This is a genomic window from Novosphingobium sp. 550D (assembly GCF_057401885.1).
On sequence record NZ_CM171613.1, the window covers coordinates 3,506,632 to 3,528,536 of the forward strand.

At 61.5% G+C, this 21,905-nt stretch carries 21 protein-coding genes; 12 read left to right on the forward strand and 9 right to left on the reverse strand.

What is annotated here, in order from left to right; all coding sequences use genetic code 11:
• The first annotated feature begins 62 nt into the window (after positions 1-62).
• Positions 63-485, forward strand: coding sequence for a sugar transporter (locus tag AC2S2E_RS16625; protein WP_486523122.1), 423 nt, complete (start codon positions 63-65; stop codon positions 483-485).
• Here AC2S2E_RS16625 and mltG read toward each other — a convergent pair.
• From mltG to AC2S2E_RS16640, 3 genes are all read right to left on the reverse strand, one after another.
• On the reverse strand, positions 482-1,453 hold the full coding sequence (mltG, locus tag AC2S2E_RS16630; protein ID WP_476104791.1) for an endolytic transglycosylase MltG: 972 nt from the start codon (positions 1,451-1,453) through the stop codon (positions 482-484). The genes AC2S2E_RS16625 and mltG overlap by 4 nt on opposite strands.
• A 133-nt stretch (positions 1,454-1,586) precedes the next feature.
• On the reverse strand, positions 1,587-2,849 hold the full coding sequence (gene fabF, locus AC2S2E_RS16635) for a beta-ketoacyl-ACP synthase II (protein WP_476104789.1): 1,263 nt from the start codon (positions 2,847-2,849) through the stop codon (positions 1,587-1,589).
• A 270-nt stretch (positions 2,850-3,119) separates the two neighbouring features.
• On the reverse strand, positions 3,120-3,356 hold the full coding sequence (locus tag AC2S2E_RS16640; RefSeq protein WP_168603874.1) for an acyl carrier protein: 237 nt from the start codon (positions 3,354-3,356) through the stop codon (positions 3,120-3,122).
• A 40-nt stretch (positions 3,357-3,396) separates the two neighbouring features.
• On the opposite strand from AC2S2E_RS16640, the gene AC2S2E_RS16645 reads away from it, so the two are divergent.
• Positions 3,397-3,651, forward strand: coding sequence for a hypothetical protein (locus tag AC2S2E_RS16645; protein ID WP_486523123.1), 255 nt, complete (start codon positions 3,397-3,399; stop codon positions 3,649-3,651).
• A 178-nt stretch (positions 3,652-3,829) separates the two neighbouring features.
• On the opposite strand, the gene aspS is transcribed toward AC2S2E_RS16645, so the two are convergent.
• Positions 3,830-5,650, reverse strand: a complete 1,821-nt coding sequence (gene aspS / locus AC2S2E_RS16650; protein WP_486523124.1) for an aspartate--tRNA ligase — start codon at positions 5,648-5,650, stop codon at positions 3,830-3,832.
• A gap of 221 nt (positions 5,651-5,871) precedes the next feature.
• Here aspS and rnd point away from each other — a divergent pair, with 221 nt between their 5' ends.
• From rnd to AC2S2E_RS16670, 4 genes are all read left to right on the forward strand, one after another.
• Positions 5,872-7,131 carry a ribonuclease D gene (gene rnd / locus AC2S2E_RS16655; protein WP_476104782.1) on the forward strand — a complete coding sequence of 420 codons (1,260 nt, stop codon included), beginning with the start codon at positions 5,872-5,874 and terminating at the stop codon, positions 7,129-7,131.
• Positions 7,128-8,024, forward strand: coding sequence for a hydrogen peroxide-inducible genes activator (locus tag AC2S2E_RS16660; protein WP_476104780.1), 897 nt, complete (start codon positions 7,128-7,130; stop codon positions 8,022-8,024). Before rnd ends, AC2S2E_RS16660 begins: the two co-directional genes overlap by 4 nt.
• A gap of 85 nt (positions 8,025-8,109) precedes the next feature.
• Positions 8,110-8,703 carry a YitT family protein gene (locus AC2S2E_RS16665; protein ID WP_476104778.1) on the forward strand — a complete coding sequence of 198 codons (594 nt, stop codon included), beginning with the start codon at positions 8,110-8,112 and terminating at the stop codon, positions 8,701-8,703.
• 65 nt (positions 8,704-8,768) lie between these two features.
• Positions 8,769-8,933 (forward strand): hypothetical protein, encoded by a 165-nt coding sequence (locus AC2S2E_RS16670; protein WP_476104776.1) that lies wholly within the window; start codon positions 8,769-8,771, stop codon positions 8,931-8,933.
• 32 nt (positions 8,934-8,965) lie between these two features.
• Here AC2S2E_RS16670 and pgsA read toward each other — a convergent pair whose 3' ends face one another.
• A complete protein-coding gene (gene pgsA, locus AC2S2E_RS16675; protein ID WP_476104775.1) occupies positions 8,966-9,559 on the reverse strand; it encodes a CDP-diacylglycerol--glycerol-3-phosphate 3-phosphatidyltransferase in 594 nt (197 codons plus the stop codon).
• A 197-nt stretch (positions 9,560-9,756) separates the two neighbouring features.
• Between pgsA and AC2S2E_RS16680 the strand changes: the two genes are divergently transcribed.
• Positions 9,757-11,118: an acyl-[ACP]--phospholipid O-acyltransferase gene (locus AC2S2E_RS16680; protein WP_476104773.1), complete on the forward strand. Its 1,362-nt coding sequence runs from the start codon at positions 9,757-9,759 to the stop codon at positions 11,116-11,118.
• 21 nt (positions 11,119-11,139) lie between these two features.
• Here the strand turns inward: AC2S2E_RS16680 and AC2S2E_RS16685 are convergent, their stop codons facing one another.
• On the reverse strand, positions 11,140-11,430 hold the full coding sequence (locus AC2S2E_RS16685) for a hypothetical protein (RefSeq protein WP_486523125.1): 291 nt from the start codon (positions 11,428-11,430) through the stop codon (positions 11,140-11,142).
• Positions 11,431-11,542: 112 nt separating this feature from the next.
• A complete protein-coding gene (locus AC2S2E_RS16690) occupies positions 11,543-11,962 on the reverse strand; it encodes an EVE domain-containing protein (RefSeq protein WP_486523126.1) in 420 nt (139 codons plus the stop codon).
• 77 nt (positions 11,963-12,039) lie between these two features.
• Between AC2S2E_RS16690 and AC2S2E_RS16695 the strand changes: the two genes are divergently transcribed.
• Positions 12,040-12,975, forward strand: a complete 936-nt coding sequence (locus tag AC2S2E_RS16695; RefSeq protein WP_476104770.1) for an isopenicillin N synthase family dioxygenase — start codon at positions 12,040-12,042, stop codon at positions 12,973-12,975.
• Positions 12,976-13,079: 104 nt separating this feature from the next.
• Here the strand turns inward: AC2S2E_RS16695 and AC2S2E_RS16700 are convergent, their stop codons facing one another.
• The gene (locus tag AC2S2E_RS16700; protein WP_476104768.1) at positions 13,080-13,922 is read right to left on the reverse strand and encodes a TorF family putative porin; all 843 of its coding nucleotides are present in this window, start codon (positions 13,920-13,922) and stop codon (positions 13,080-13,082) included.
• Positions 13,923-14,161: 239 nt separating this feature from the next.
• Here AC2S2E_RS16700 and AC2S2E_RS16705 point away from each other — a divergent pair, with 239 nt between their 5' ends.
• Positions 14,162-15,088 (forward strand): 2-hydroxyacid dehydrogenase, encoded by a 927-nt coding sequence (locus AC2S2E_RS16705; protein ID WP_486523128.1) that lies wholly within the window; start codon positions 14,162-14,164, stop codon positions 15,086-15,088.
• Between the two features lie 211 nt (positions 15,089-15,299).
• Here AC2S2E_RS16705 and recG read toward each other — a convergent pair whose 3' ends face one another.
• Complete coding sequence (recG, locus tag AC2S2E_RS16710; protein WP_486523129.1) at positions 15,300-17,357, reverse strand: ATP-dependent DNA helicase RecG; 2,058 nt, start codon at positions 17,355-17,357, stop codon at positions 15,300-15,302.
• Positions 17,358-17,501: 144 nt separating this feature from the next.
• Here recG and AC2S2E_RS16715 point away from each other — a divergent pair, with 144 nt between their 5' ends.
• The 3 genes from AC2S2E_RS16715 to mfd all read left to right on the forward strand — a co-directional run bounded on the left by AC2S2E_RS16715 (position 17,502) and on the right by mfd (position 21,888).
• Positions 17,502-17,888, forward strand: a complete 387-nt coding sequence (locus AC2S2E_RS16715) for a host attachment protein (protein WP_486523130.1) — start codon at positions 17,502-17,504, stop codon at positions 17,886-17,888.
• A 61-nt stretch (positions 17,889-17,949) separates the two neighbouring features.
• On the forward strand, positions 17,950-18,234 hold the full coding sequence (locus AC2S2E_RS16720) for an FAD assembly factor SdhE (protein WP_486523131.1): 285 nt from the start codon (positions 17,950-17,952) through the stop codon (positions 18,232-18,234).
• Positions 18,235-18,393: 159 nt separating this feature from the next.
• Positions 18,394-21,888: a transcription-repair coupling factor gene (mfd, locus tag AC2S2E_RS16725; protein WP_486523132.1), complete on the forward strand. Its 3,495-nt coding sequence runs from the start codon at positions 18,394-18,396 to the stop codon at positions 21,886-21,888.
• Positions 21,889-21,905: the final 17 nt, after the last annotated feature.

Sequence of the window (21,905 nt, forward strand, 5' to 3'; positions counted from 1 at the left end):
CGGCCGCTTGCGAAGCCTCGCGCCCTCTGTCACATTCCCTTTAAAACAGGGGAGACTGCCACATGGCCAAGACAGCCGGACAGCAACGCTTCATCGCCATTGTGCTTTTGGCGTGGAATGCGATGGGCGTGGCCATTTGGGCGCTTCAGATCAGCGCCAACCCCGAACAATTGGCGCAGGGCGACAAGGTGCAGATGGAAGTCTGGCAGGCAATGCCGATCTGGGCCTGGGCCGCCTATGCCATTGCGACGTGGAGCGGGCTGGCGGGCGCGGTGGCGCTGTTGATGCAAAAGCAGGCGGCGGTCTGGCTGTTTGCCGCCTCCACGCTGGGCGTCGTCGTGCAGTTCAGCTATGCGCTGGTGCTGTCTCCGCTGGTCGCGGTCAAGGGAGCCGACGTGATCGCCTTTCCCGCGCTCATCTTTATCGTGGCGCTGGGTTCGACGGCCTATGCACAGGCGACAGGCCGCCGCGACCACATCGCTTAAATTTCGCCGCGCTGGCGACGGATGGCGAACCAGCGTTCGACATTCTTGTTATGCTCTTCCAGCGTGTTGGCAAAGGCGTGGCCCTTGGTGCCATCGGCTACCATATAGAGCGCCTGCGTCTTGGCCGGGTGCAGCACGGCGTGGATCGAGTCGCGCCCCGGATTGGTAATCGGCCCTTTGGGCAGACCGATCATCGAATAGGTGTTGTAATCATTCTTGGCCGCAATTTCGCTCTGCTTGATGCGGCGGCCCAGCGGCTTGCCCTGCGTGATGGGATAGATGATCGTCGGGTCGGCCTGAAGCATGATGTGTTGGCGCAGGCGGTTCGAATAAAGGCCCGCGACCATGGCACGCTCTTCGGGCTTGCCGGTTTCCTTTTCGACGATCGAGGCCAGCGTCAACGCCTCCTCCGGCGTCTTGGCGACGGTATCAGGGCTGCGCGCGGCCCATTCATCGGCCAGAACCTTGGTCATCGCCGCCTGCATCGTGGCGACCACAGAAGCCCGCGTGGCCCCCTTCTTGATGTCATAGGTGTCGGGCAATACACTGCCCTCCTTCGGGGCCTCTATGGCGCCGACAAGGTCAGGATTGGCCATCAGCTTTTCCTTGACCATGATCGAGGGCAAACCCTCGGCAATGGTCACGAAACGGCGCAGCACCTGATCGCCGGTAATGATCGCCAGAATCTGCTGCTCGCTGGCCCCCTTGGGCAACAGGAATTCGCCCGCCTTGATCCCGCCCCCGGCCCGCATCAATTTCGCATGGAAACGCAGCGCGCGGGCGGAATAGATCGCCCCTTCGCGTTGCAACTTGGCCGCCACCACCGTCAGTCCCGCGCCATCAGGCACGGTAAAGGCACGATCCTGCGGCAAAGGCCCCGCACCGTACCAACCATGCAACAGGCTGACCACCGGGGCGCCAATGGCCAGCGCCGCCGCGCCAAGGACGATGAGGACGGGTTTCTTCATGGCCGCTGCGGCTCTTTCTTTCTGATGCCAGATGCAAAATCAGGCGAGCCGCCAAAGGCGCCCGCCATCTCATACCCTTAACAGGTGGGGACAGAGGCTGGCGTTGGCAAGCCCCCGTCCCTGTCTATCCTGCTTACTCTTCGAACGCCTTCACGATGACGCTGGCATTGGTGCCGCCAAAGCCGAAGCTGTTGTTCAGCGCGGCGCGCACCTTGCGCTTCTTGGCCACATGGGGAACCAGATCAACGCCTTCGGTGCCTTCATCCGGATTGTCCAGATTGAGCGTCGGGGGCACGATCTGGTCACGGATGGCCAGAATGCAGAAGATCGTTTCCACAGCACCCGCGCCGCCCAGAAGGTGGCCGATAGCGCTCTTGGTCGAGGACATCGACACATTGGCGATTTCATCGCCAAACAGACGCTTGACCGACGCCAGTTCGATCGTGTCGGCCATGGTCGAGGTGCCATGCGCGTTGACATAGTCGATGTCAGCCGGCGTCATGCCCGCCTTCTTCAGCGCCATTTCCATCGAACGATAGGCACCCGAACCTTCCGGATGCGGAGCCGTCACGTGATAGGCATCGCCCGACAGACCATAGCCGACGACTTCGGCATAGATCTTCGCGCCGCGCGCCTTGGCGTGCTCGTATTCTTCCAGAACGACGACGCCCGCACCTTCGCCCATGACGAAACCGTCGCGGTCCTTGTCATAGGGGCGGCTGGCCTGTTCGGGCCGATCATTATAGCTGCAGTTGAGCGCCTTGGCCTGAGCAAAGCCGGCAATGCCGATCGGGCACACGGTCGATTCCGCGCCGCCGGCCAGCATGATGTCGGCATCATCGTCACGGATCATGCGCGCTGCGTCACCGATCGAGTGCGCGCCGGTCGAGCAAGCCGTCACAACAGCGTGATTCGGCCCCATCAGGCCATACTTGATCGAAACCTGGCCCGAGATCAGATTGATCAGGCGGCCATGCACGAAATGCGGCGAAACACGGCCCGGCCCCTTGTTGGCCAGCACCAGCGATTCGCTTTCGATTCCCGGCAAACCGCCGATGCCGCTGCCGATCGAGCAGCCCATGCGCAGGCGCATCTCTTCGGGAGCGTCGACAAGACCGGCGTCTTCCAGAGCCTGACCAGCCGCATCGATGCCAAAAACGATGAACGGATCGACCTGACGCTGAACCTTGTGGTCCACGCGCTTGTTGGGGTCAAAACCATATTCATGGTCCGCCGGCTTCACTTCACAGGCGATAAGGCATTTGTGGCCTTCGGTATCGAACTTGGTGATCCGTCCCGCGCCCGACTTGCTGGCAAGGATATTCGCCCAAGCGGTTTCCACATCAGCGCCCAGCGGGGTGACCAGACCAAGCCCGGTGACGACAACACGACGCATTCTTGATTCTCCCTCTACCGCATCGGCAGATCAATCCGATCCGTCATGGCGGCAACTAACAGCGACCCAAAGGCTGCGTATTCTGGACAAATGCCTGACAACAAGCAAGCCCGGCCCGATATGCGGACCGGGCCTGATTATGACCCAAAAAAGGTCAGCGCCGTCAAAAGCAGGCCGAAACCACCCCCCGATCAGCGCAGGTCCAAGGGGGCGACACCATCCTGCCTCTTCGCGGACAGAAGGGTCAGCCCCATTGGGCCTTTGGCAAAATCAGCCCTTGTTCGCCTCGATGAAGGCGATGGCGTCATTCACGGTGGCGATCTTTTCCGCGGCATCGTCCGGGATTTCAACGCCGAATTCTTCTTCGAAAGCCATCACCAGCTCAACGATGTCGAGCGAGTCAGCGCCCAGATCGTCGATGAAGCTGGCATCGGCCACGACCTTGTCTTCCTCAACGCCGAGGTGTTCGACAACGATCTTCTTAACCTGCGCCTCGATGGTGCTCATGATATTCCCCTTACGAAAAGCGGCGAAATTGTGAAACTCAATGCGCGCCCCTAATGGGTGGCGGGCGGACTGGCAAGCGAGATTGCACATCAAGGTGGTTGCAACCCACATCCCGCCGCTATTGTGGGCCCGCTCAGCCGGTGTTTGCGCTGATTTTAACGCGATGCGAATTTGGCATAGCATGAAAACACTGGTCTGGCTGGTGCCAACCTTGCGTCCCGTGGGCGGCGAAATGGGGCGATTCGTTCTTTTTCATCGCGACATGGGCCTTGTGCGCCAGATCCTGTTTTTTTGACGATCCCAACGACCCCAACGATCCATGCCGCAAAGCCCGAAAAATCAGCCCGATGTGACGACCATCCCCTGCAATGCCCCCTGTCGCAGGAGATTCTGTAATGGACCAAAAACGAAGGACTGGCCGAACGCATTGCGCTCGACCAGTCCTTCGTTTGAACCGCAATTTATGTTGCCGATCAGCCCTTGGGCTGTTCCACCACGCGGATGTGCAGCTCGCGAAGCTGCTTGAGGCTGGCCGGGGCCGGAGCGTTCATCAGCAGGTCTTCGGCGCGCTGGTTCATCGGGAACAGCGTGATCTCGCGCAGGTTCTGGGCGCCGCAGATCAGCATGACGATGCGGTCGACACCGGCCGCCATCCCGCCATGCGGCGGCGCGCCATATTGGAATGCGCGGTACATGCCGCCAAAGCGGTCTTCCACGTCCTGCTTGGAAAGGCCCACCGTTTCGAACGCCTTGACCATCAGGTCGGGGTGCTGGTTACGGATCGAGCCCGAAGCGATTTCAAAGCCGTTGCAGACGAGGTCATACTGGAACGCCTTGATCGAGAGCGGATCGCGCCCATCGGTCAGCGCCTCAATCCCGCCCTGCGGCATGGAGAACGGGTTGTGGGCGAAATCGATGCTGCCCGGTTCTTCGCCTTCCTCAAAGAAGGGGAAGTCGACGATCCAGCACAATTCGAACTTGTTCTCGTCGATCAGGTTCAGCAGCGTACCGACGCGGGTGCGCGCCGCGCCTGCCAACTTGGCGGCCTGATCGGCCTTGCCCGCGGCAAAGAACAGGCCATCGTCCGCGCCAAGGCCCAGTTCGGCATAGAGCTTTTCCATGCCCTCGGTGCCGTGGTTCTTGGCGATGGGACCGCCGAATTCGCCGCCCTTGCGGGTGACATAGCCAAGGCCGGCATGGCCTTCGCTGCGCGCCCATTCGTTCATTTCGTCAAAGAACTTGCGGCTCTTGTCCGCCGTGTTCGGGGCCGGAATGGCGCGAACCACGCCGCCTGTGCCGACGATCTTTTCAAACAGGCCAAAGCCGCTGGTAGTGAAGTGATGCGACACGTCCGAGATCAGGATCGGGTTGCGCAGGTCCGGCTTGTCGCTGCCATAGCGCAGGATCGCATCGTCATAGGCAATGCGCGGGAAGCTGCCGATGGGGGTCACGCTGCGGCCATCGGCAAACTTTTCAAAGATGCCGCCGATCACCGGCTCCATCGTTTCCCAGACTTCTTCCTGCGTGACAAAGCTCATTTCGAGGTCAAGCTGGTAGAATTCGCCCGGCAGACGATCCGCGCGGGGGTCTTCATCGCGGAAGCAGGGCGCAATCTGGAAATAGCGGTCGAAACCAGCCACCATCAGGAGCTGCTTATACTGCTGCGGCGCCTGCGGCAGCGCGAAGAAGGTGCCGGGATGGATGCGGCTGGGCACTAGGAAGTCGCGCGCGCCTTCAGGGCTGCTGGCCGTCAGGATCGGCGTCGAATATTCGGTAAAGCCGATGTCTTCCATCGCCCGGCGCATCGAGGAGATGACCTTGGTGCGCTTGACGATATTGCCATGCAGCGTCTCGCGGCGCAGGTCGAGGAAGCGATACTTGAGGCGGATTTCCTCGGGATATTCCTGTTCACCGGCCACCGGCATCGGCAGTTCCTCGGCGCGCGACAGCACCACGGCTTCACGGGCGAACACTTCGATGCCGCCGGTGGGCAGGTTCGGGTTCACGGTGCCTTCGCTGCGGGCCTTGACGGTGCCGTTGATCGTCACGACGCTTTCCACGCGCAGGGATTCCAGAACGGGCAGAGCCGCCGAATCGCTGTCGGCCACGATTTGCGTGATGCCGTAATGGTCGCGCAGGTCAACGAACAGCACGCCGCCATGGTCACGCTTGCGATGGACCCAGCCAGAGAGGCGGACATTCTGACCCACGGCGTCCGAATTGAGCGCGCCGCACGTATGCGAGCGATACGGATGCGCCTGTGTGTTGGGCGAGGACATGACAACTCTTTCCATTCTTGCGCCAATCGGGCAGGGATAGGGGAATCCTGCCCATTGCTGGACAGGTTGATGCGCGGCTAACAGGCGATGGCCGCGCTTTTGTCAAGCCGACAGGGCCGAAGACCGGCCCAAAACCGCCCGCTGATATGCGTTTTCGCGCTGTTGGCAGGCTCCGGCCCGCATCCGGGCCAACCCTCAAGCCAGCCCATAAGGGTTGGCGCATAGAAAAGAAGCCGATGAAGATTCATAAGCTGATCACCACTTCGGACGCGCTGGCCGATCTTTGCAGCCGTCTGTCCAAAGCTGATTTCGTCTGCGTCGATACCGAATTCATGCGCGAGAGCACCTATTGGCCCGAACTCTGTCTGATCCAGATAGCGGACGCCAATGAAGCCGCCGCGATTGACCCCAAGGCGCCCGACCTTGACCTGTCCCCGCTGCTCGACCTGTTGGTGGACAATGAAGACGTGCTGAAAATCTTTCACGCGGGCGGTCAAGATGTGGAAATCATCTACAATCTGACGGGCAAGACCCCTCACCCGATTTTCGACACCCAGATCGCGATGATGGCCATCAGCCAGAGCGAACAGATCGGCTATTCCAATCTGGTCGAAAGCTGGCTGGGTCTGGTGATCGACAAGGGCGCGCGCTTTACAGACTGGAGCCGCCGCCCCTTGACCGAGCGGCAGATCGAATATGCGATTGGCGACGTCACCCATCTGGCCAAGATTTTCCCCAAGATCCTGAAACGCCTGATCAAGACCGAGCGTGGGCAATGGCTGGATGCGGAAATGGAGCGTCTGGCCGATCCCGAAAATTACCGCAATGATGCGCAAAATGCATGGCTCAAAATCAAGGCGGCCGGGCGCAATCCGGCGATGCTGGGCCGTTTGCGCGCCATTGCCGCGTGGCGCGAATATGAGGCGCAGGACAAGAACATCCCGCGCGGCCGCATCGCGCGCGATGAAACGCTGGCCGATATTGCCAGCCATCCGCCCAAAACCCAGGCCGATCTGGCCAAGGTGCGCGGCCTTTCCGCCGGGTGGAAGGACAATGACATCGGCAAACGCCTGATGCAGACTCTGACCGATGCACAGCCTTTGACCGAGGCGGAAATGCCGCCCAAGACGCCGCGCGGCGCCCCGCTGGGCAAGGAAGGCGCGCTGGTGGCCGATCTGCTCAAGCTGTTGCTGAAAATCCGGGCGCGGGAAATTGACGTGGCCGCGCGCCTGCTGGCTCGCAGCGACGATCTGGAACTTCTGGCCGCGGGCGTGCGCAAGGGCGTGAGCGTTCTGGAAGGCTGGCGCTATGGCGTGTTTGGCCGCGATGCATTGGATCTGGTCGAAGGCAAGCTGGCCTTTGCGGTGGTCAATGGGCGGTTGAAAATGACCCATGTCGATGAATTGCATGGCGATATGCGCGAGGCCAACCCGGAAGCCATCCTGCCGGTGGCCGATGAGGAAGCACCGCTGCAAGAGGCAGGCGAAGAAGAATGAGCGTCTATCAGCCCACGCTGAAACAGCTGCAATATCTGGTCGCGCTGCATGAACATGGCCATTTTGGCCGTGCGGCAGAGGCGTGCTTTGTGTCGCAATCGACGCTTTCGGCGGGCTTGCGCGATCTGGAAACGTTGCTGGGCGTGGTGCTGGTGGAACGGACAAAGCGCAATGTGCGCTTTACGCCGCTGGGCAATGCGGTGGTGGCAAAATCCCACCGCATCCTGCGCGAGGCGGAGGAATTGTCCGACCTTATCCATTCATCCGCCCAACCTCTTTCGGGCGAGATGCGGATGAGCGTGATCCCGACGATTGCGCCATTCCTGTTGCCCCGCATGTTGCCCCGGTTGCGGCGCGAAAGGCCCAATCTCAAACTGTTCCTGCGCGAGGAACCCAGCGCGCAGGCCATCGAATCGCTTCATCACGGGCGCGCCGATTGCGTGCTTTTGGCCCTGCCCTTTCCTACCGGAGAAGTGGAGAAAGAGACGATCGAACTCGACGCGCTCTTCGTCGCCTTTCCCAAGGATGACCCGCGCGACCCGCCCGCCGAAATCAGCCCGGATCTGATCGATGAAAACCGCTTGCTGTTGCTGGAGGATGGGCATTGCCTGAAAGAACATGCGCTGGCCGCTTGTAACCGCCCGGAATTGCGCGCTTCGGCCACGATGATCGGCACTTCGCTGCATACGCTGGTACAGATGGTGGACAATGGGCTGGGGCTGACCATGTTGCCGGAAATGGCGCTGGATGCCGGGATTTTGAACGGGACGAATGTGGTGGCCCGCCCCCTGCGTTCGGACAGCGCCAATCGCGAAATCGCGCTGATCTGGCGCCGCCAATCGCCGCGATCCGAGGAATTTCGGATGCTGGCCGAGGAATTGCGCGCGGGGTAATCCATATTGCGGGGCGCGTAATATTATGTCATGATTGCGAAACATCATGACAGAGCCTCTTGCCGAATCCGCTCCGCCCCGGGCTGTGCCCCATACGCTTGTCGAGGATATCTTCGGCATCGCCAACGGCTGTCTGTTGATCAGTCTTGGCCTGCACCTGCTGCATGAGGCGCGGCTGATCACAGGCGGCGTGGCCGGGGTGGCGCTGCTGCTCTCCTATATCCTGCCCTATCCTCCGGGCAGCCTGTTTACATGGATCAACCTGCCGATCTTTGCGCTGTTCTGGTCGCGGTTGGGCACGCCCTATATTTTGCGCACCTGTGTGGCGACGCTGGCGATCATGCTGTTGGTCGATGTGGTGGCGGACAATATGGTCATTGCGCGCATCACCATGCCCATGGCCGCGATTGTCGGGGGAACGGCGCTGGGTATCGGCATTCTGGCCGTGACGCGCCATGCCACGGGGGTTGGCGGACTGGCGGTCTTTGCGCGATGGCTCTCGCAATGGAAGGGGTGGCATTTCGGCGCGGTCTGCATGGTGATAGACGCGGTGATCGTGTCATCCGCGTTTGCGGTGCTGGGGCTGCAACGGGGTTTCTGGTCGCTGGTGGCGGCGCTGATGATGAATGGCGTGGTGCTGGTCTGGCACCGGCCCGACCGTTATCGCAGCGAGGTTTGAGGGAACCTTCGCAGGGGCGCCTTGTTCAAAAGGCTGGAAGTTCCGGTCATTTGGAGGAGACACCCATGCGTTTCATCGCCGCCACGCTCAGCGTTCTTGCCGCCGCCACTCTGGCCGCCCCCACGGCGGACGCGCACCCGCGCCGCTATCCGCATCGCCACCCGCACAAGGTTTGCAAGGTGGTGCATTACAAACATCACACCAAGCGGGTCTGCCGCTGGGTTCGTTAAACGGCGGAATGGGGCGGCGTAAATCCGCCCCGTCAATCCATGTGTTTCAAACCCACACGCAGATAATCCCAGCCCGTGATCATCGTCAGACCCGCCGCCGCCCACAATGTGGTCAAACCCACCGTATGGGGCAAATTGACGACAAACCCGCCCAGATCAACCTGCCACCAGGGCATCGCCCGGCCCAGAATCAGCGCGCCAAGGCACAGGATCTGAAAAGTCGTTTTCCATTTGGCCAGTTTCGAGACCGGCACCGAAACCTGAATCCCGCCCAGAAATTCGCGCAGGCCCGAAACCGCAATTTCGCGCAGCAGAATGATCAGCCCCGCCACCACATGCAATTCGCCCACATAGGGTCCGGTCAAAACCCCCTTGGCCGTCAGCACCAGAATGACCGCCGCCACCATGATCTTGTCCGCGATAGGATCGAGGAAAATGCCCAGCTTGCTGACCGCTCCTTGAGCACGCGCCAGATAGCCGTCGAAATAATCGGTGATGCCCATCAGGCTGTACACACCAAAGGCCAGCGCATAGCCGGCGGTCCATTCGGGCCACCACAGCAGCCAGACCAACACGGGCACGGTGACGATTCGGGAAAGGGTGAGCAAGTTGGGCAATGTGAGCATGACCGAATCGCCATAGCCTTTAACCGCAACGCAAAAAAGACTCGGCAAACAAGGTTGGCAAAAGCCTTGCGCGATTTATCTCAAGCGGGCCCGTTGAATGTTCAAACCACGATCAATTATCAAACGATACCATCCCCCCTTGCCCCTTCCGTGCGTTTCGCTAGGACTGCGCGCACAACAAGGATCGATAAGACAGCATGACCACATCCACCCACCTGTTGCGGCGGCGGCGCTTTCTGCCTCTGTTCGCAACGCAATTGCTGGGCGCGTTCAACGACAATCTCTACAAGAATGCAGCGGTGTTCTTTGTGGTTTACGGCGTGTTCAACTCGGAAAAATCCGAGGCGATCTTCTCGGCGGTGGCATCGGCCCTGTTTATCGTGCCCTTTTTCGTGCTCTCCGCTCTGGCCGGGCAATTGGCCGACATGCGGGACAAGGCGCAGATTATCCGATGGGTAAAACTGGCCGAAATCCTCATCATGCTGGCGGGCGGCGCGGGGTTGGTCATCGCCTGGCAGGCCAAGCACGGCATTCTGGCGCCTTGGGAAAACATCCTGTTGATGCCGGTGGCCATGCCGCTGATCCTGCTGGCCTTGCTGGGCATGGGCATTCACTCGACGTTTTTTGGCCCGATCAAATATGCGATCCTGCCTCAACATCTCAAATCTGAGGAAGTGCTGGCCGGTACGGGCCTTGTCGAGGCAGGCACCTATATTGCCATTCTGGCAGGCACGATTCTGGCCGGTTTCATCCCGGTGGAATGGGCGGCAGGCGGGGTGCTGGCGACCGCGCTTATCGGCTATGCCACTTGCCTGTCGGTGCCCGCTGCGCCGCCGCAGGAAGCGGCCCAGCCGCTGGATTTCCATATCCTGCGCGCCTCGGTGCAACTGGTGAAGAACACCATGCATGATCGCCGCGTGTTTCTGGCGATTGCGTCGATCAGCTTTTTCTGGACCGTGGGCGCGGTGCTGTTCATCGAATTCCCGCTGCTGGCCAAACGCGTTTTGTGCGCCAGCAAAGAAGTAGCCAGCCTGTTCCTCGTGATCTTTTCCATCGGTGTGGCGCTGGGTTCGGTGTCGATCAACGCGCTGCTGAAAGGCAAGGTTTCGGCCCGTTATTCGCCGCCCTCGGTGCTGATCATGGCGTTGTTCGTGGTGGCGTTTCAACAGGTCTGCACCCGCTTTGCCCCGACGCCTGATGGCCATTTGATGAGCATTGGCGAATTCATGCATCATCCCCTGACGCCGGTTCTGCTGCTCACGCTGGGCGGGATTGCGGTGGCGGGCGGGATGTTTGTCGTGCCGCTTTATGCGTTCCTGACCACCATCGTCGATAAATCGCAAACCGCGCGCACCATTGCCGCCAACAATGTCGTAAACTCCGGCGCGATGGTGGTGGGCGCGGCCATTGCCGTGGGCCTTGGCGCCGCAGGGGTCGAGATTGTCGATCTGGTGCTGATTTCGGCGGCCATGTGCCTGATTTCGGCATGGCTGGCGGTGCTGCTGGTCCGGGCGGAAAAGGAAGCGGACATCAACGGCGGGCCGCGTCCCTTTAAATAAGGCAAGCCGCCCTGCCGCGCATCAGGCGATAAAGGCCATCACCGCCACGAAACAGGCGCAATAAGCCAGCAGGAAATCGCGCGCGTCCTGCATCGTTACGACCCCGCGCCAATGGCGCAGCCGGGCCATAACCGTGTGGGGCGCGGCATGGGCGTGGCGCTTGACCCAGTCGGCTGCGGCCTTCTGCGGCGCGTCCTGCGTCATATCGCCATCACGGCATGCAATCACCTGTCCGACCCGCACATGCGGGGGCAAGGTTTGCAGAAAGGGATGATGGGCGCTCTCGTCACCCAGAACCAGCGAACGTCTCATGCGGCTGGTTTAAGAATTTGTTCACCATTACGAAAGCGTACCGCAATGGTTAAGACGTCCCCATTTGGGACGCGGTCGCCCTGCCCCAGATCGGGACAGGACGTGCGGTCGATCAAGCCTCTGAAAGACCGATGATATAGTCCCATTCGGCGGGCGTGATCGCGCTGACCGACAGGCGCGAAAGGCGCAGCATTTCGATCTCGGCCAACACTGGATCACTCTTGATCTGCTTGAGCGTCACCGGGCGCTTCAACTTGCGCACCGGCTTTACCTTCACACAGGCCCAGCGGCCCGTTTCATCCGACGGATCGGTCAGGCCCGACTGGCTGATCTCCATTATCCCCACGATTTCCAGCCCGATGTTCGAATGGTAGAAAAAGGCCAGATCGCCCGGTTGCATCGCGCGCATATTGTTGGCGGCGCGATGGTTGCGCACCCCGTCCCACGTGCCTTCGCCTTCCTTGACCAGATCGTCATAGGAATAGGCGTCCGGTTCCGACTTCATCAGCCAATAGGATTTGATTTTGGTCATGCGTCCTCGCCTCGGATCGCCTAAGAAGGCTTCATGGATGGCGCTCCTTTAGCGCCTGTTACAACACGGAACCACCCATGGATCTTGCCAAACTTCCCGTTCTTTCGCTGTCCGACAGCCCGGATGATTTTGCCCGCGCGATTGGCGCGTCTTTCCGCGAATATGGTTTTGCGCTGGTCAAGGATCACGGCATCGATTCGGCATTGATTGATCAGGCATGGGCCCTGACCGCGCAATTCTTTGCCATGCCCGAAGAGGAAAAGCGCAAGTATTTTATCCCCGGCATCGGCGGCGCGCGCGGCTATACCCCGTTCAAAACCGAGATTGCCAAGGGCGCAAAGCTGCATGACCTGAAGGAATTCTGGCATGTCGGGCGCGATGTTCCCGCCGATTCGCCGCTGGCCAGCAGCATGCCGCCCAACGTATGGCCCGATTCGCCCGAAGGCTTTCAGGACGTCTTTACGCGCCTCTACGCCGAATTCGACAAGGCGGGCGCGACCATCCTGTCGCGCATCGCGCTGCATCTGGGGCTGGACGAAGGCTGGTTCGATCCGGCCATCGAGGACGGCAATTCGGTGATGCGCCTTCTGCACTATCCCCCCGTTGCCGATGCCGAAGGCGGTGCGATTCGTGCCGGCGCGCATGAGGACATCAACCTCATCACCCTGTTGCTGGGCGCGCAGGAAGCCGGGCTTGAACTGCTGACCAAGGATGGCCGCTGGGTCGGCGTGGCCCCGCCCGAAGGCGCCATCGTCATCAACATTGGCGACATGTTGCAACGCCTGACCAACCACGTCCTGCCCAGCACGACGCATCGCGTCCGCAACCCGGACGCCGAACGCGCCGCCCACAGCCGCTATTCGATGCCCTTCTTCCTGCATCTGCGCAGCGATTTTCCGTTCAAGACGCTGGAACAGTGCATCACGCCGGAAAATCCGGATCGCTATCCGGTGTCGATCACGGCCGACGATTATCTTCAGGAACGCCTGCGCGAAATCGGCCTGAAAAAGTAACTGGCTTCAAATGACAAAAGCGCGGGAAGGTTGCCCTCCCCGCGCTTTTTCATGTCATCCGTTCTTGCGGGCGCGATCCCTCATGAAAGCGCCCGCAGGCCGGATCAGAAGCCCACGCTGACCGAGAAGACAGCGGTGCTGCCGGCAATGCTCTTGCCAGCCAGACGGCCGTTCTGGACCGAGAAGTTGGGCTGAAGATAGGCAGCCTTGGCGTCGGTGATGTCGGTGTCGACCCACGATGCGCTGAAGGTGAAGGGACCAACCGGATATTCGGCGCCCAGCTGCCAGTCCCAATACGAACCGGTCGGCGCAACCGAGGTACCGTTCGGGCCAAGGCCGGGGTTACCCTTTGAATAGCCGAGGTGACCCTTGAGCTTCAGCTTGGTCGAGGGGATGACATAGGACGTGTCGCCCCACAGGTACAGATTGTCATAGGCCTGACCATAGCTGTACGAGGTGTTCGAATAGTTGCCCAAAGCCTTCTGCTTGGGAGCATAGGCGACACCGGCCAGATAGCTGACAGGGCCAACCGCGCCCGAAACCTTGACATAGGGTTCGCCAAAGTCGGTCTTGGCCGCACCATCGGGATACATGTACCAGGTCAGACCGGCGTCAATCGTCACCGGGCCAACAGCCTTGGCATAGCCGCCGATCACGTCGAGTTCGAGGTTCGGACCGCCAAACGTGCCCCAACCGGCCAGGTTCGACGACCAGAGGCTGCCGTAAAAGCCGCTCTTGTGGGTGACGGTAACACCAGCCTGAAGCGCTTTGCCACGATCCGACTGCGAAACGCCACGCAGACGATAATCGCTGACCAGAGCCGCGCTGCCGGTGACGGTGAATTCCTTGGGCGCAGCGGCGTCTTCAGCCTTGGCAGCCTGCGCGCTCAGCGTCAGAGCAATACCGGCAAGACCAGCCAGCGCGCGGAAATTCTTGTGTGCTTTCATTATGTGGACTCCACCCTGAACAAGAGATGTCGTCCCGCCTGCAGATCGCAACCGAAGCCATCCCGACGATCAATCGTCATTGGGCCTCGTGTCCGACAGGCGATGGTTAGCGCATGATTGCACCATTTTCAACTGCAAAACAAAATTTCATGCTGCAAACGCGAGCTATCCATGGCATTGCGGCGGGGCGTTCCATGAGAAAAACCATGCAAAATAAAGATATACTGATTACCGCCCCAATGATGCCCTTGGTCATTGCCCAATTGGGCAATCGATTTACCACCCATCACTTGTGGGAGGCTTCGGACAAAGAAGCATTCCTGCGCGAAGTTGGGCCGCTAATTCGTGGAATTGCCACCTCGACACTGTACGGTCGGGTGGGCGAAGACCTGCTCAACCATCTGCCCAAGGCCGAAATCATCGCCAGTTTTGGCGTGGGCTATGACAATATTGATGTCGATGCCGCCCTCGCCCGTCGCGTTGTCGTCACCAACACGCCCGGCGTCCTGACCGAGGAAACCGCCGATCTGGCGCTGGGCCTCCTCCTTGCCACGATTCGCCAGATCCCGGCGGCCGAGCGCCATTTGCGCACCGGACAATGGCTGGAACGGTCCTTTCCATTGTCCGCATCGCTGCGCAGTCGCCGCGTCGGCATCCTTGGCCTTGGCGACATTGGCAAGGCGGTGGCACGGCGCCTCGAAGGCTTTGCGGTCGACATCGCCTATTGCGGGCGCAAGCCGCAGAACGTGCCTTACGCCTATTACCCCACGCCTCTGGCGTTGGCCAAGGCGGTCGATGTGCTGATCGTGCTGATCCCCGGCGGGGCGGCAACGCGTCACACGGTAAACGCACAGGTGCTGGAGGCACTCGGCCCGGGCGGCATCCTGATCAACGTGGCGCGCGGCAGCGTGGTCGATACGCAGGCCCTGATCGCGGCGCTGCGCGAAGGCAAAATCCTGACCGCGGGCCTTGATGTGTTCGAGGATGAACCGCGAGTTCCGCAAGAGTTGATCGATCATCCGGGGCTTGTCCTGTTGCCGCATATCGGATCAGGTTCGGTACGCACCCGCGAGGCGATGGGGCAACTGGTGGTGGATAATCTGGTCAGCTGGTTTTCGGGCAAGGGCGCGTTGACGCCGGTGGCCGAGGTTTTGGGGATTTTATAGGGGGTTTTTGCCTCCGGCGGGCAAAGGGTCTTGTCCCTTTGCAATCCCGTTACTGGGGTCGCACTTTGTCGGCCACGAAACACCATTTCCGCGAAACGGCTTAATTTATAGCCTCCGGCGGTGAAACCTTGCGCCATCCAATCAGCGAGGCGTAACGCTGACAATATCGGGATTGTTAAGGGCCCCCGCCCTTAACCCGCCGGAGGCAAAACTATCCGCCCCGCAACAATTGCACGCCCCAATCCCGCTCAAACAGATAGAGCAACACACGTGCCGCTGCACCTCGCTCGCCCGTCAATCCCCCATCCCGCTCGATCAGCAAGCGGGCGTCATCATGCGCGATCGGCAACAGACGCGTAATCTGATCCAACGAGGCCACGCGAAACGGCGTATCCCCCGACTGGCGCGTGCCCAGCAATTCGCCCCCGCCGCGCAGACGCAAATCCTCCTCGGCCAGCCGAAAGCCATCCTGCGTTTCGCGCATCAGCGCCAGTCTTTCGCGAGAGACCTCCGAAAGCGTTTCCCCGCGCAGGAGCAAACAGGTCGATTTCTCGCTGCCCCGCCCCACGCGCCCGCGCAACTGATGCAATTGGGCCAGACCGAACCGCTCGGCCTGCTCAATCACCATCAGCGTGGCGTTGGGCACGTCCACACCCACCTCAATCACCGTGGTTGCCACCAGCAATTTCGCCTGCCCGCTGGCAAAACGTTCCATCGCGGCGTCTTTCTGCTCCGGCTTCATCTGGCCATGGACCAGCACGGCATCCTCACCAAAGCGCAACGAGAGCATCTCGTGCCGCTCCTCGGCAGCGGCAAGGTCGGCCACCTCGCTCTCGCGCACCATGGGGCAAACCCAATAGGCCTGCTGGCCAGTGGCGAAATGGCGGGCCAAGGCTTCGACCACATCGCCCAAGCGTTCCTGCGCCACCACGCGCGTGTCGATCGCCTGACGCCCCGGCGGCAATTCGTCCAGACGGCTCACATCCATCTCGCCATATTGCGCCAGCGTCAGCGTGCGCGGGATCGGCGTGGCGGTCATGGCCAGGCAATGTGTGCCCTTGCCCTTTTGCGTCAGCATCAGGCGCTGTCCCACGCCAAAGCGGTGCTGTTCGTCAATCACGACAAGGCCAAGGTTCCTGTACACCACCGCATCCTGAAAGATCGCATGGGTGCCGATCACGATGTCAATGCTGCCATCCATCAGGCCCATCAGGATCGATTCGCGCGCGCGGCCTTTGTCCCGCCCGGTATAGAGCGCGATGTTGACACCTGTGGGCGCGGCCATCCGGCGCAACGTCTCAAAATGCTGACGCGCAAGGATTTCGGTCGGGGCCAGCAAGGCCCCCTGCGCACCCGCCTCCACCGCGATCAGCAGGCTTTCGAGCGCCACCACGGTCTTGCCTGACCCGACATCGCCCTGAAGCAGACGCAGCATGGGCGCCGATTGCGCCAGATCGCCCTCAATCTCGGCAATCGCCCTGCTCTGCGCCCCGGTAAGAGCAAAGGGCAGTTTCAACGCCCCGCGCAACCGCCCATCCCCGCGCAGCGCCTGCCCCTGCGCCCGGCGATTGCTGGCCCGCACCAACATCAACGCCAGAGAATTGGCCAGCAATTCGTCATAGGCCAGCCGGTCGCGCGCCTCCTTGTGCTCGTCCCTGTGCGCCTGCGTCAAAGCCTCACGCCATCGCGGCCAGTTCATGCGGTCCACAACGCCCGGCTCGCACCATTCGGGCAATTCGGGCGCATGTTTCAGCGCCTGTTGCACCAGCGCCGCCATGCGGCCCTGTGTCAGACCGTCCGACAATGGATAGATCGCCTCGGCCAGTTGCCCCAGCATGGCCGCGCCTTCGGCGTTTACATGGTCGGGGTGGACGATCTGCAAATTCTGGCCGAACTGATCCAGCCGCCCGGCCACCCAGCGCTTCTCGCCCAAAGGCAATTGTTTTTTCGCCCAGCCCGCATTGCGCCCGAAATAGGCCAGCGTGCAAAGATTGCCCTTCGCATCTTCGGCCATCACGCGGAACGGCGCCTTGGGCGATGGCCCGCCGCGATATTCCACCGGGGTCAGCGCCACCACGACCTGCTCGCCCACGCTGCCCTCGTCCAGATCGGCGATGGCGCGGCGATGTACGAAACGGTCCGGCAGGTGATAGATGAAATCACGGATCCGCTTCAGCCCCAGCTTTTCGAGCGGACGGGCCAGGTTCGGCCCTACACCTTTGAGGCCATCGGCCTCGACAAACAGGGGGTTGAGCAAATCGGGACGCATGCACAGGCTATTAGCGCATGGAACAAAACGTGCCACTCCTCAATTTTGTCGCGCCCGATTTGACCTTGCGCATGGAATGGCGCGGCAAATCGGCCTTGGGTGCCCTCACCGGCCGACAACACCGGCCGGATAAAGGAGACAAAGATGCTTCTGCCCCATGGTACAGTGATCGCCGTGATTGACGCCCGCAATTTCCGCCTGTTTCGCAATGCTGGCGATGAAGCCAGCCCGGAACTGGCCGAAACCGATGCGCCGCGTCTGGACACGCACAACCATTCGGGCGGCAGCCATCACGGCTCGACCATCACCATGGCCCATGACGCCCATGCCACCGCCGCCATCGAATATCTGGCACAGGAGGTTCAGAGCCACCGCATCGAACACCTCGTGGTGATTGCCGCCCCGCGCAGCCTTGGCGAATTGCGCAAGGCCTATACCAAAGGGCTGGAGGCTGCGCTGCTGGGTGAATTGGCCAAGGATCTGGGCGAGGCAAAGGCGCCCGAAATTCTGGCCCATCTTCGCGGGAAGTGACGGCAAAAGGGGTCGCATCAGGCATTGATCTGCGGCCCCGCCTGCCCTAACCGAGGCACCCATGACCGACTCTATTGACCCCGCCCGCGAAGCCCGCCTCAAGCGCCTGCACTATCGCGCATGGCATCGCGGCACGCGTGAGGCCGACTATATGATCGGCGGCTTTTTCGACGCTTTCCACGCCAAATGGGACGAGGAAGAACTCGTCTGGTTTGAAAAGCTGATCGATGAAGAAGACGTCGACATCCTCGGCTGGGCGCTCGGGTCGCTGTCCATCCCGGCCGAATATGAAGGGCCGATGATGGTGGCTTTGAAAAAGCTGGATTACGTCGATATTCCACGTTGATGCGCGGATGACGGGGTAAGGCGAAGGTGATGACTCTCGCACCTTCCCTTTCATACCTCTTCAAACTCCCCTAAAGGCCCGGCAACCCACGCCCCCGCCCACCGAATCGGTGCGGCGGGCAATTGCTGTTGCTTGGTGCTGTTTGGACACGGATTAGACATGGCTGATATCTCCCGCATTCTTGGCGCAAGCGCCCCCCTGACGCTGGCGGGTCTGTCGCGCGGCAGCCAGCCTTTGGTGCTGGCCGATCTGGCGCGGGCGGTGGCGCATAAAGGGGGCCGGGCGGTGTTTGTGGCGGCGGATGAAGCCGCTATGCGATCCATCGCCGATGTTGCCCCGGTCTTTGCGCCAGAGCTGGAGGTCATTGAATTTCCCGCATGGGATTGCCTGCCCTATGACCGGGCCAGTCCGGCATTGTCGGTATCCTCGCGCCGTCTGGCGGCTCTCCACCGCTTGCAACAACCGGCAAAGACCCCGCAATTGCTGGTCACGACGATTGCGGCGGTGCTGCAACGCGTGCTCACGCCCTTTCGCATTCGGGAATCGGTGCGCCTGCTCAAATCCGGGGCCGAGGTTGGGCGTGAAACGCTGACCGGGCTGCTGTCGCGTGCGGGCTATGCGCGGACCGATACGGTGGCGGACGCGGGCGAATATGCGGTGCGCGGTTCGATCTTCGACATTTTCCCCTCGGGGCTGGAACATGGCCTGCGCCTCGATTTCTTTGGCGATGAAATCGAGACCCTGCGCCTGTTCGACCCCAACACGCAGCGTACCGTGGGTACGGTGGACCAACACCTGCTGCTGCCCGCCAGCGAGGCGATGCTGGAGGACGCCACCGTCAAACGTTTCCGCACCCGGTACCGCGAGATGTTCGGCGCGACGGCCACATCCGATCCGCTGTATCAGGCTATTTCCGATGGCCGCCGTCTGGCCGGGATGGAACATTGGTTGCCGCTGCTCGAAGACCGGCTGGTCACGATCTTTGACCATCTGGCGTCCAGCGACATTTTGATCATCGACGCATCGGCCAGCCATTCGGCCGAAGAGCGCCTGACCGACATTGCCGACTATTATGCGGCGCGGCGCGATACCGCGGCCAAGGCTCCGGGTGCCTATCGTCCGCTCGAACCGGCCTCGCTTTACCTGACGCAGGATGAATTGTCCGCGCGGCTTGCCGCATGGCCCGCCCACCGCGCCGAACCTTTCCCCCAGCCCGATGGCGCGGCCACCGTCGATTTCGCCTTTGGCAATGCCCGCGATTTTGCCCCCGAACGCGCACGCGGCGACAATGCCTACGAGGCCGCCGCGCGGCACCTGCTGACCGCCGCACGTTCGGGCCGCCGCGCCATCCTCGCCGCTTACTCCACGGGCAGCCGGGCGCGTATCACCTCGATCCTGGCCGAGGCGCAATCGCCCGGACCCACGCTGGCCGACAATTGGCAAGAAGCGCTGGGCATTGCCGGGACCGGGCGCGTGGCGGCCATCGTGCTGCCGCTCGACACCGGCTTTGCCAATGCGGATATCGAACTTGTCACCGAGCAGGACCTGCTGGGCGACCGTCTGGTCCGCCGCAAAAAGAAGAAGAAGTCCGCCGACGCTTTCCTTGCCGAACTGGCCGCCCTGACGCCGGGCGATCTGGTCGTGCATATGGAGCATGGGATCGGGCGCTATGAAGGGTTGCAGTCGATCCCGGTCGGCGGGTCGGCGCATGACTGCGTGATGCTCACCTATGCCGGTGGCGACAAGCTCTATGTCCCGGTGGAAAATCTCGACGTGCTCTCGCGCTTTGGGTCTGAATCCGAAGGTGTTCCGCTCGACAAGCTGGGCGGCGAAGGGTGGCAGAAGCGGCGCGCCAAGCTGCGCGAACGTATCCGCGAGATCGCGCATGAATTGCTGAAGACCGCCGCCCTGCGCGCACTGCGCACCGCGCCCGCACTGCTGTCCGATCCGGCCAGCTATGATCCGTTCTGCGACCGCTTCCCTTGGCAGGAGACGGAAGATCAGGAAGCGGCGATTTCCGATGTCATCGAAGATCTGGCCAGTGGTCGCCCGATGGATCGCCTCGTCTGCGGCGACGTCGGTTTTGGCAAGACCGAAGTGGCGTTGCGCGCCGCCTTCGTCGCGGCCATGGCGGGGCAACAGGTGGCCGTGGTCGCGCCCACAACCTTGCTGGCGCGCCAACACCACAAGGGCTTTACCGAACGTTTTGCAGGTTTCCCGCTCAACGTGGGCCGCCTCTCGCGCCTCGTGCCCGACAAGGAGGCCAGCCTGACCCGTGCGGGGCTGGAGGATGGCACGGTCGATATTGTGGTCGGCACCCACGCGCTGCTGGCCAAGAACGTGAAGTTCAAGAATCTGGGCCTTGTCATTGTGGACGAGGAGCAGCGTTTCGGCGTCAACCACAAGGAGCGTTTGAAGCAATTGCGCGCCGATGTGCATATGCTAACGCTGACCGCGACGCCCATTCCGCGCACGTTGCAGATGGCCATGTCGGGGCTGCGTGAACTTTCCACCATCCAGACCCCGCCGGTCGACCGCCTTGCCGTGCGCACCTATGTGATGGAATGGGACGAGGTGGTGATGCGCGAGGCGCTCCTGCGCGAACATCATCGCGGCGGGCAGAGCTTTATCGTCGTGCCGCGCATTTCGGACATGGCCGAGATCGAGGACTGGCTGCATGCCGCCGTGCCAGAGGTCAAATATATCTCCGCCCATGGCCAGATGTCGGCCAGCGAGGTCGAGGAGCGGATGAGCGCGTTTTATGAGCGGCGCTATGACGTGCTGCTCTCCACGACCATTGTTGAAAGCGGGATCGACATTCCATCGGCCAACACGATCATTATCCACCGCGCGGATCGGTTTGGTCTGGCGCAATTGTATCAGTTGCGCGGGCGCGTGGGGCGTTCGAAACTGCGGGCCTATGCCTATCTGACCACGCCGGGCGGGCGGACGCTGAATGAGACGGCGGAAAAGCGGTTGAAAGTGCTGGGCGATCTCGACAGCCTTGGCGCAGGGTTCCAACTGGCCAGCCACGATCTCGACATTCGCGGCGCGGGCAATCTGCTGGGCGATGAACAATCGGGCCATATCCGCGAGGTGGGCTTCGAACTCTATCAATCCATGCTGGAGGACGCGATTCTGGCCGCCAAGGCGGGCGATTACGGGCTGGAGCGCGAAAGCACCAAGGGCCTCTCGCCCCAGATCACGGTCGATGCGCCGATCATGATTCCGGAGGATTACGTCCCCGATCTGGCGGTGCGCATGGCGCTCTATCGCCGGTTGAACGATGCCGAAGACACGCGCGAGGTCGAGGCGCTTTCGGCCGAGATGATCGACCGTTTCGGCCCCCTTCCCTCTGCCACCGAAAACCTCATCCAGCTTATCCAGATCAAGCGTCAGGCCATCGAGGCCCATATCGCCAAGATCGACGTGGGGCCGCGCGGCACGCTGGTCGCGTTCCACAATGACAACTTCCCCGATCCGGCGGGGCTGTTCGCCTATGTCGAGCGTGTCGGCGGCGTGATCAAGCTGCGGCCCGATAGCAAGCTGGTGGTCCAGCGCGTGTGGGGCGATCCCAAGGCGCGTTTGAACGGGCTGTTCCAGCTGACCAAGGGGCTCAGCGCTGTGGCGCGTAAGGGGAAGAAGAAGGGTTAAGGGAGGCCTCCGGCGGG

Coding starts and splice junctions, on each gene's coding strand:
- AC2S2E_RS16625 (WP_486523122.1), top strand. CDS start 63: ATGGCCAAGACAGCCGGACAGCAACGCTTCATCGCCATTGTGCTTTTG.
- mltG (WP_476104791.1), bottom strand. CDS start 1,453: ATGAAGAAACCCGTCCTCATCGTCCTTGGCGCGGCGGCGCTGGCCATT.
- fabF (WP_476104789.1), bottom strand. CDS start 2,849: ATGCGTCGTGTTGTCGTCACCGGGCTTGGTCTGGTCACCCCGCTGGGC.
- AC2S2E_RS16640 (WP_168603874.1), bottom strand. CDS start 3,356: ATGAGCACCATCGAGGCGCAGGTTAAGAAGATCGTTGTCGAACACCTC.
- AC2S2E_RS16645 (WP_486523123.1), top strand. CDS start 3,397: ATGCGCGCCCCTAATGGGTGGCGGGCGGACTGGCAAGCGAGATTGCAC.
- aspS (WP_486523124.1), bottom strand. CDS start 5,650: ATGGAAAGAGTTGTCATGTCCTCGCCCAACACACAGGCGCATCCGTAT.
- rnd (WP_476104782.1), top strand. CDS start 5,872: ATGAAGATTCATAAGCTGATCACCACTTCGGACGCGCTGGCCGATCTT.
- AC2S2E_RS16660 (WP_476104780.1), top strand. CDS start 7,128: ATGAGCGTCTATCAGCCCACGCTGAAACAGCTGCAATATCTGGTCGCG.
- AC2S2E_RS16670 (WP_476104776.1), top strand. CDS start 8,769: ATGCGTTTCATCGCCGCCACGCTCAGCGTTCTTGCCGCCGCCACTCTG.
- pgsA (WP_476104775.1), bottom strand. CDS start 9,559: ATGCTCACATTGCCCAACTTGCTCACCCTTTCCCGAATCGTCACCGTG.
- AC2S2E_RS16680 (WP_476104773.1), top strand. CDS start 9,757: ATGACCACATCCACCCACCTGTTGCGGCGGCGGCGCTTTCTGCCTCTG.
- AC2S2E_RS16685 (WP_486523125.1), bottom strand. CDS start 11,430: ATGAGACGTTCGCTGGTTCTGGGTGACGAGAGCGCCCATCATCCCTTT.
- AC2S2E_RS16690 (WP_486523126.1), bottom strand. CDS start 11,962: ATGACCAAAATCAAATCCTATTGGCTGATGAAGTCGGAACCGGACGCC.
- AC2S2E_RS16695 (WP_476104770.1), top strand. CDS start 12,040: ATGGATCTTGCCAAACTTCCCGTTCTTTCGCTGTCCGACAGCCCGGAT.
- AC2S2E_RS16700 (WP_476104768.1), bottom strand. CDS start 13,922: ATGAAAGCACACAAGAATTTCCGCGCGCTGGCTGGTCTTGCCGGTATT.
- AC2S2E_RS16705 (WP_486523128.1), top strand. CDS start 14,162: ATGATGCCCTTGGTCATTGCCCAATTGGGCAATCGATTTACCACCCAT.
- recG (WP_486523129.1), bottom strand. CDS start 17,357: ATGCGTCCCGATTTGCTCAACCCCCTGTTTGTCGAGGCCGATGGCCTC.
- AC2S2E_RS16715 (WP_486523130.1), top strand. CDS start 17,502: ATGCTTCTGCCCCATGGTACAGTGATCGCCGTGATTGACGCCCGCAAT.
- AC2S2E_RS16720 (WP_486523131.1), top strand. CDS start 17,950: ATGACCGACTCTATTGACCCCGCCCGCGAAGCCCGCCTCAAGCGCCTG.
- mfd (WP_486523132.1), top strand. CDS start 18,394: ATGGCTGATATCTCCCGCATTCTTGGCGCAAGCGCCCCCCTGACGCTG.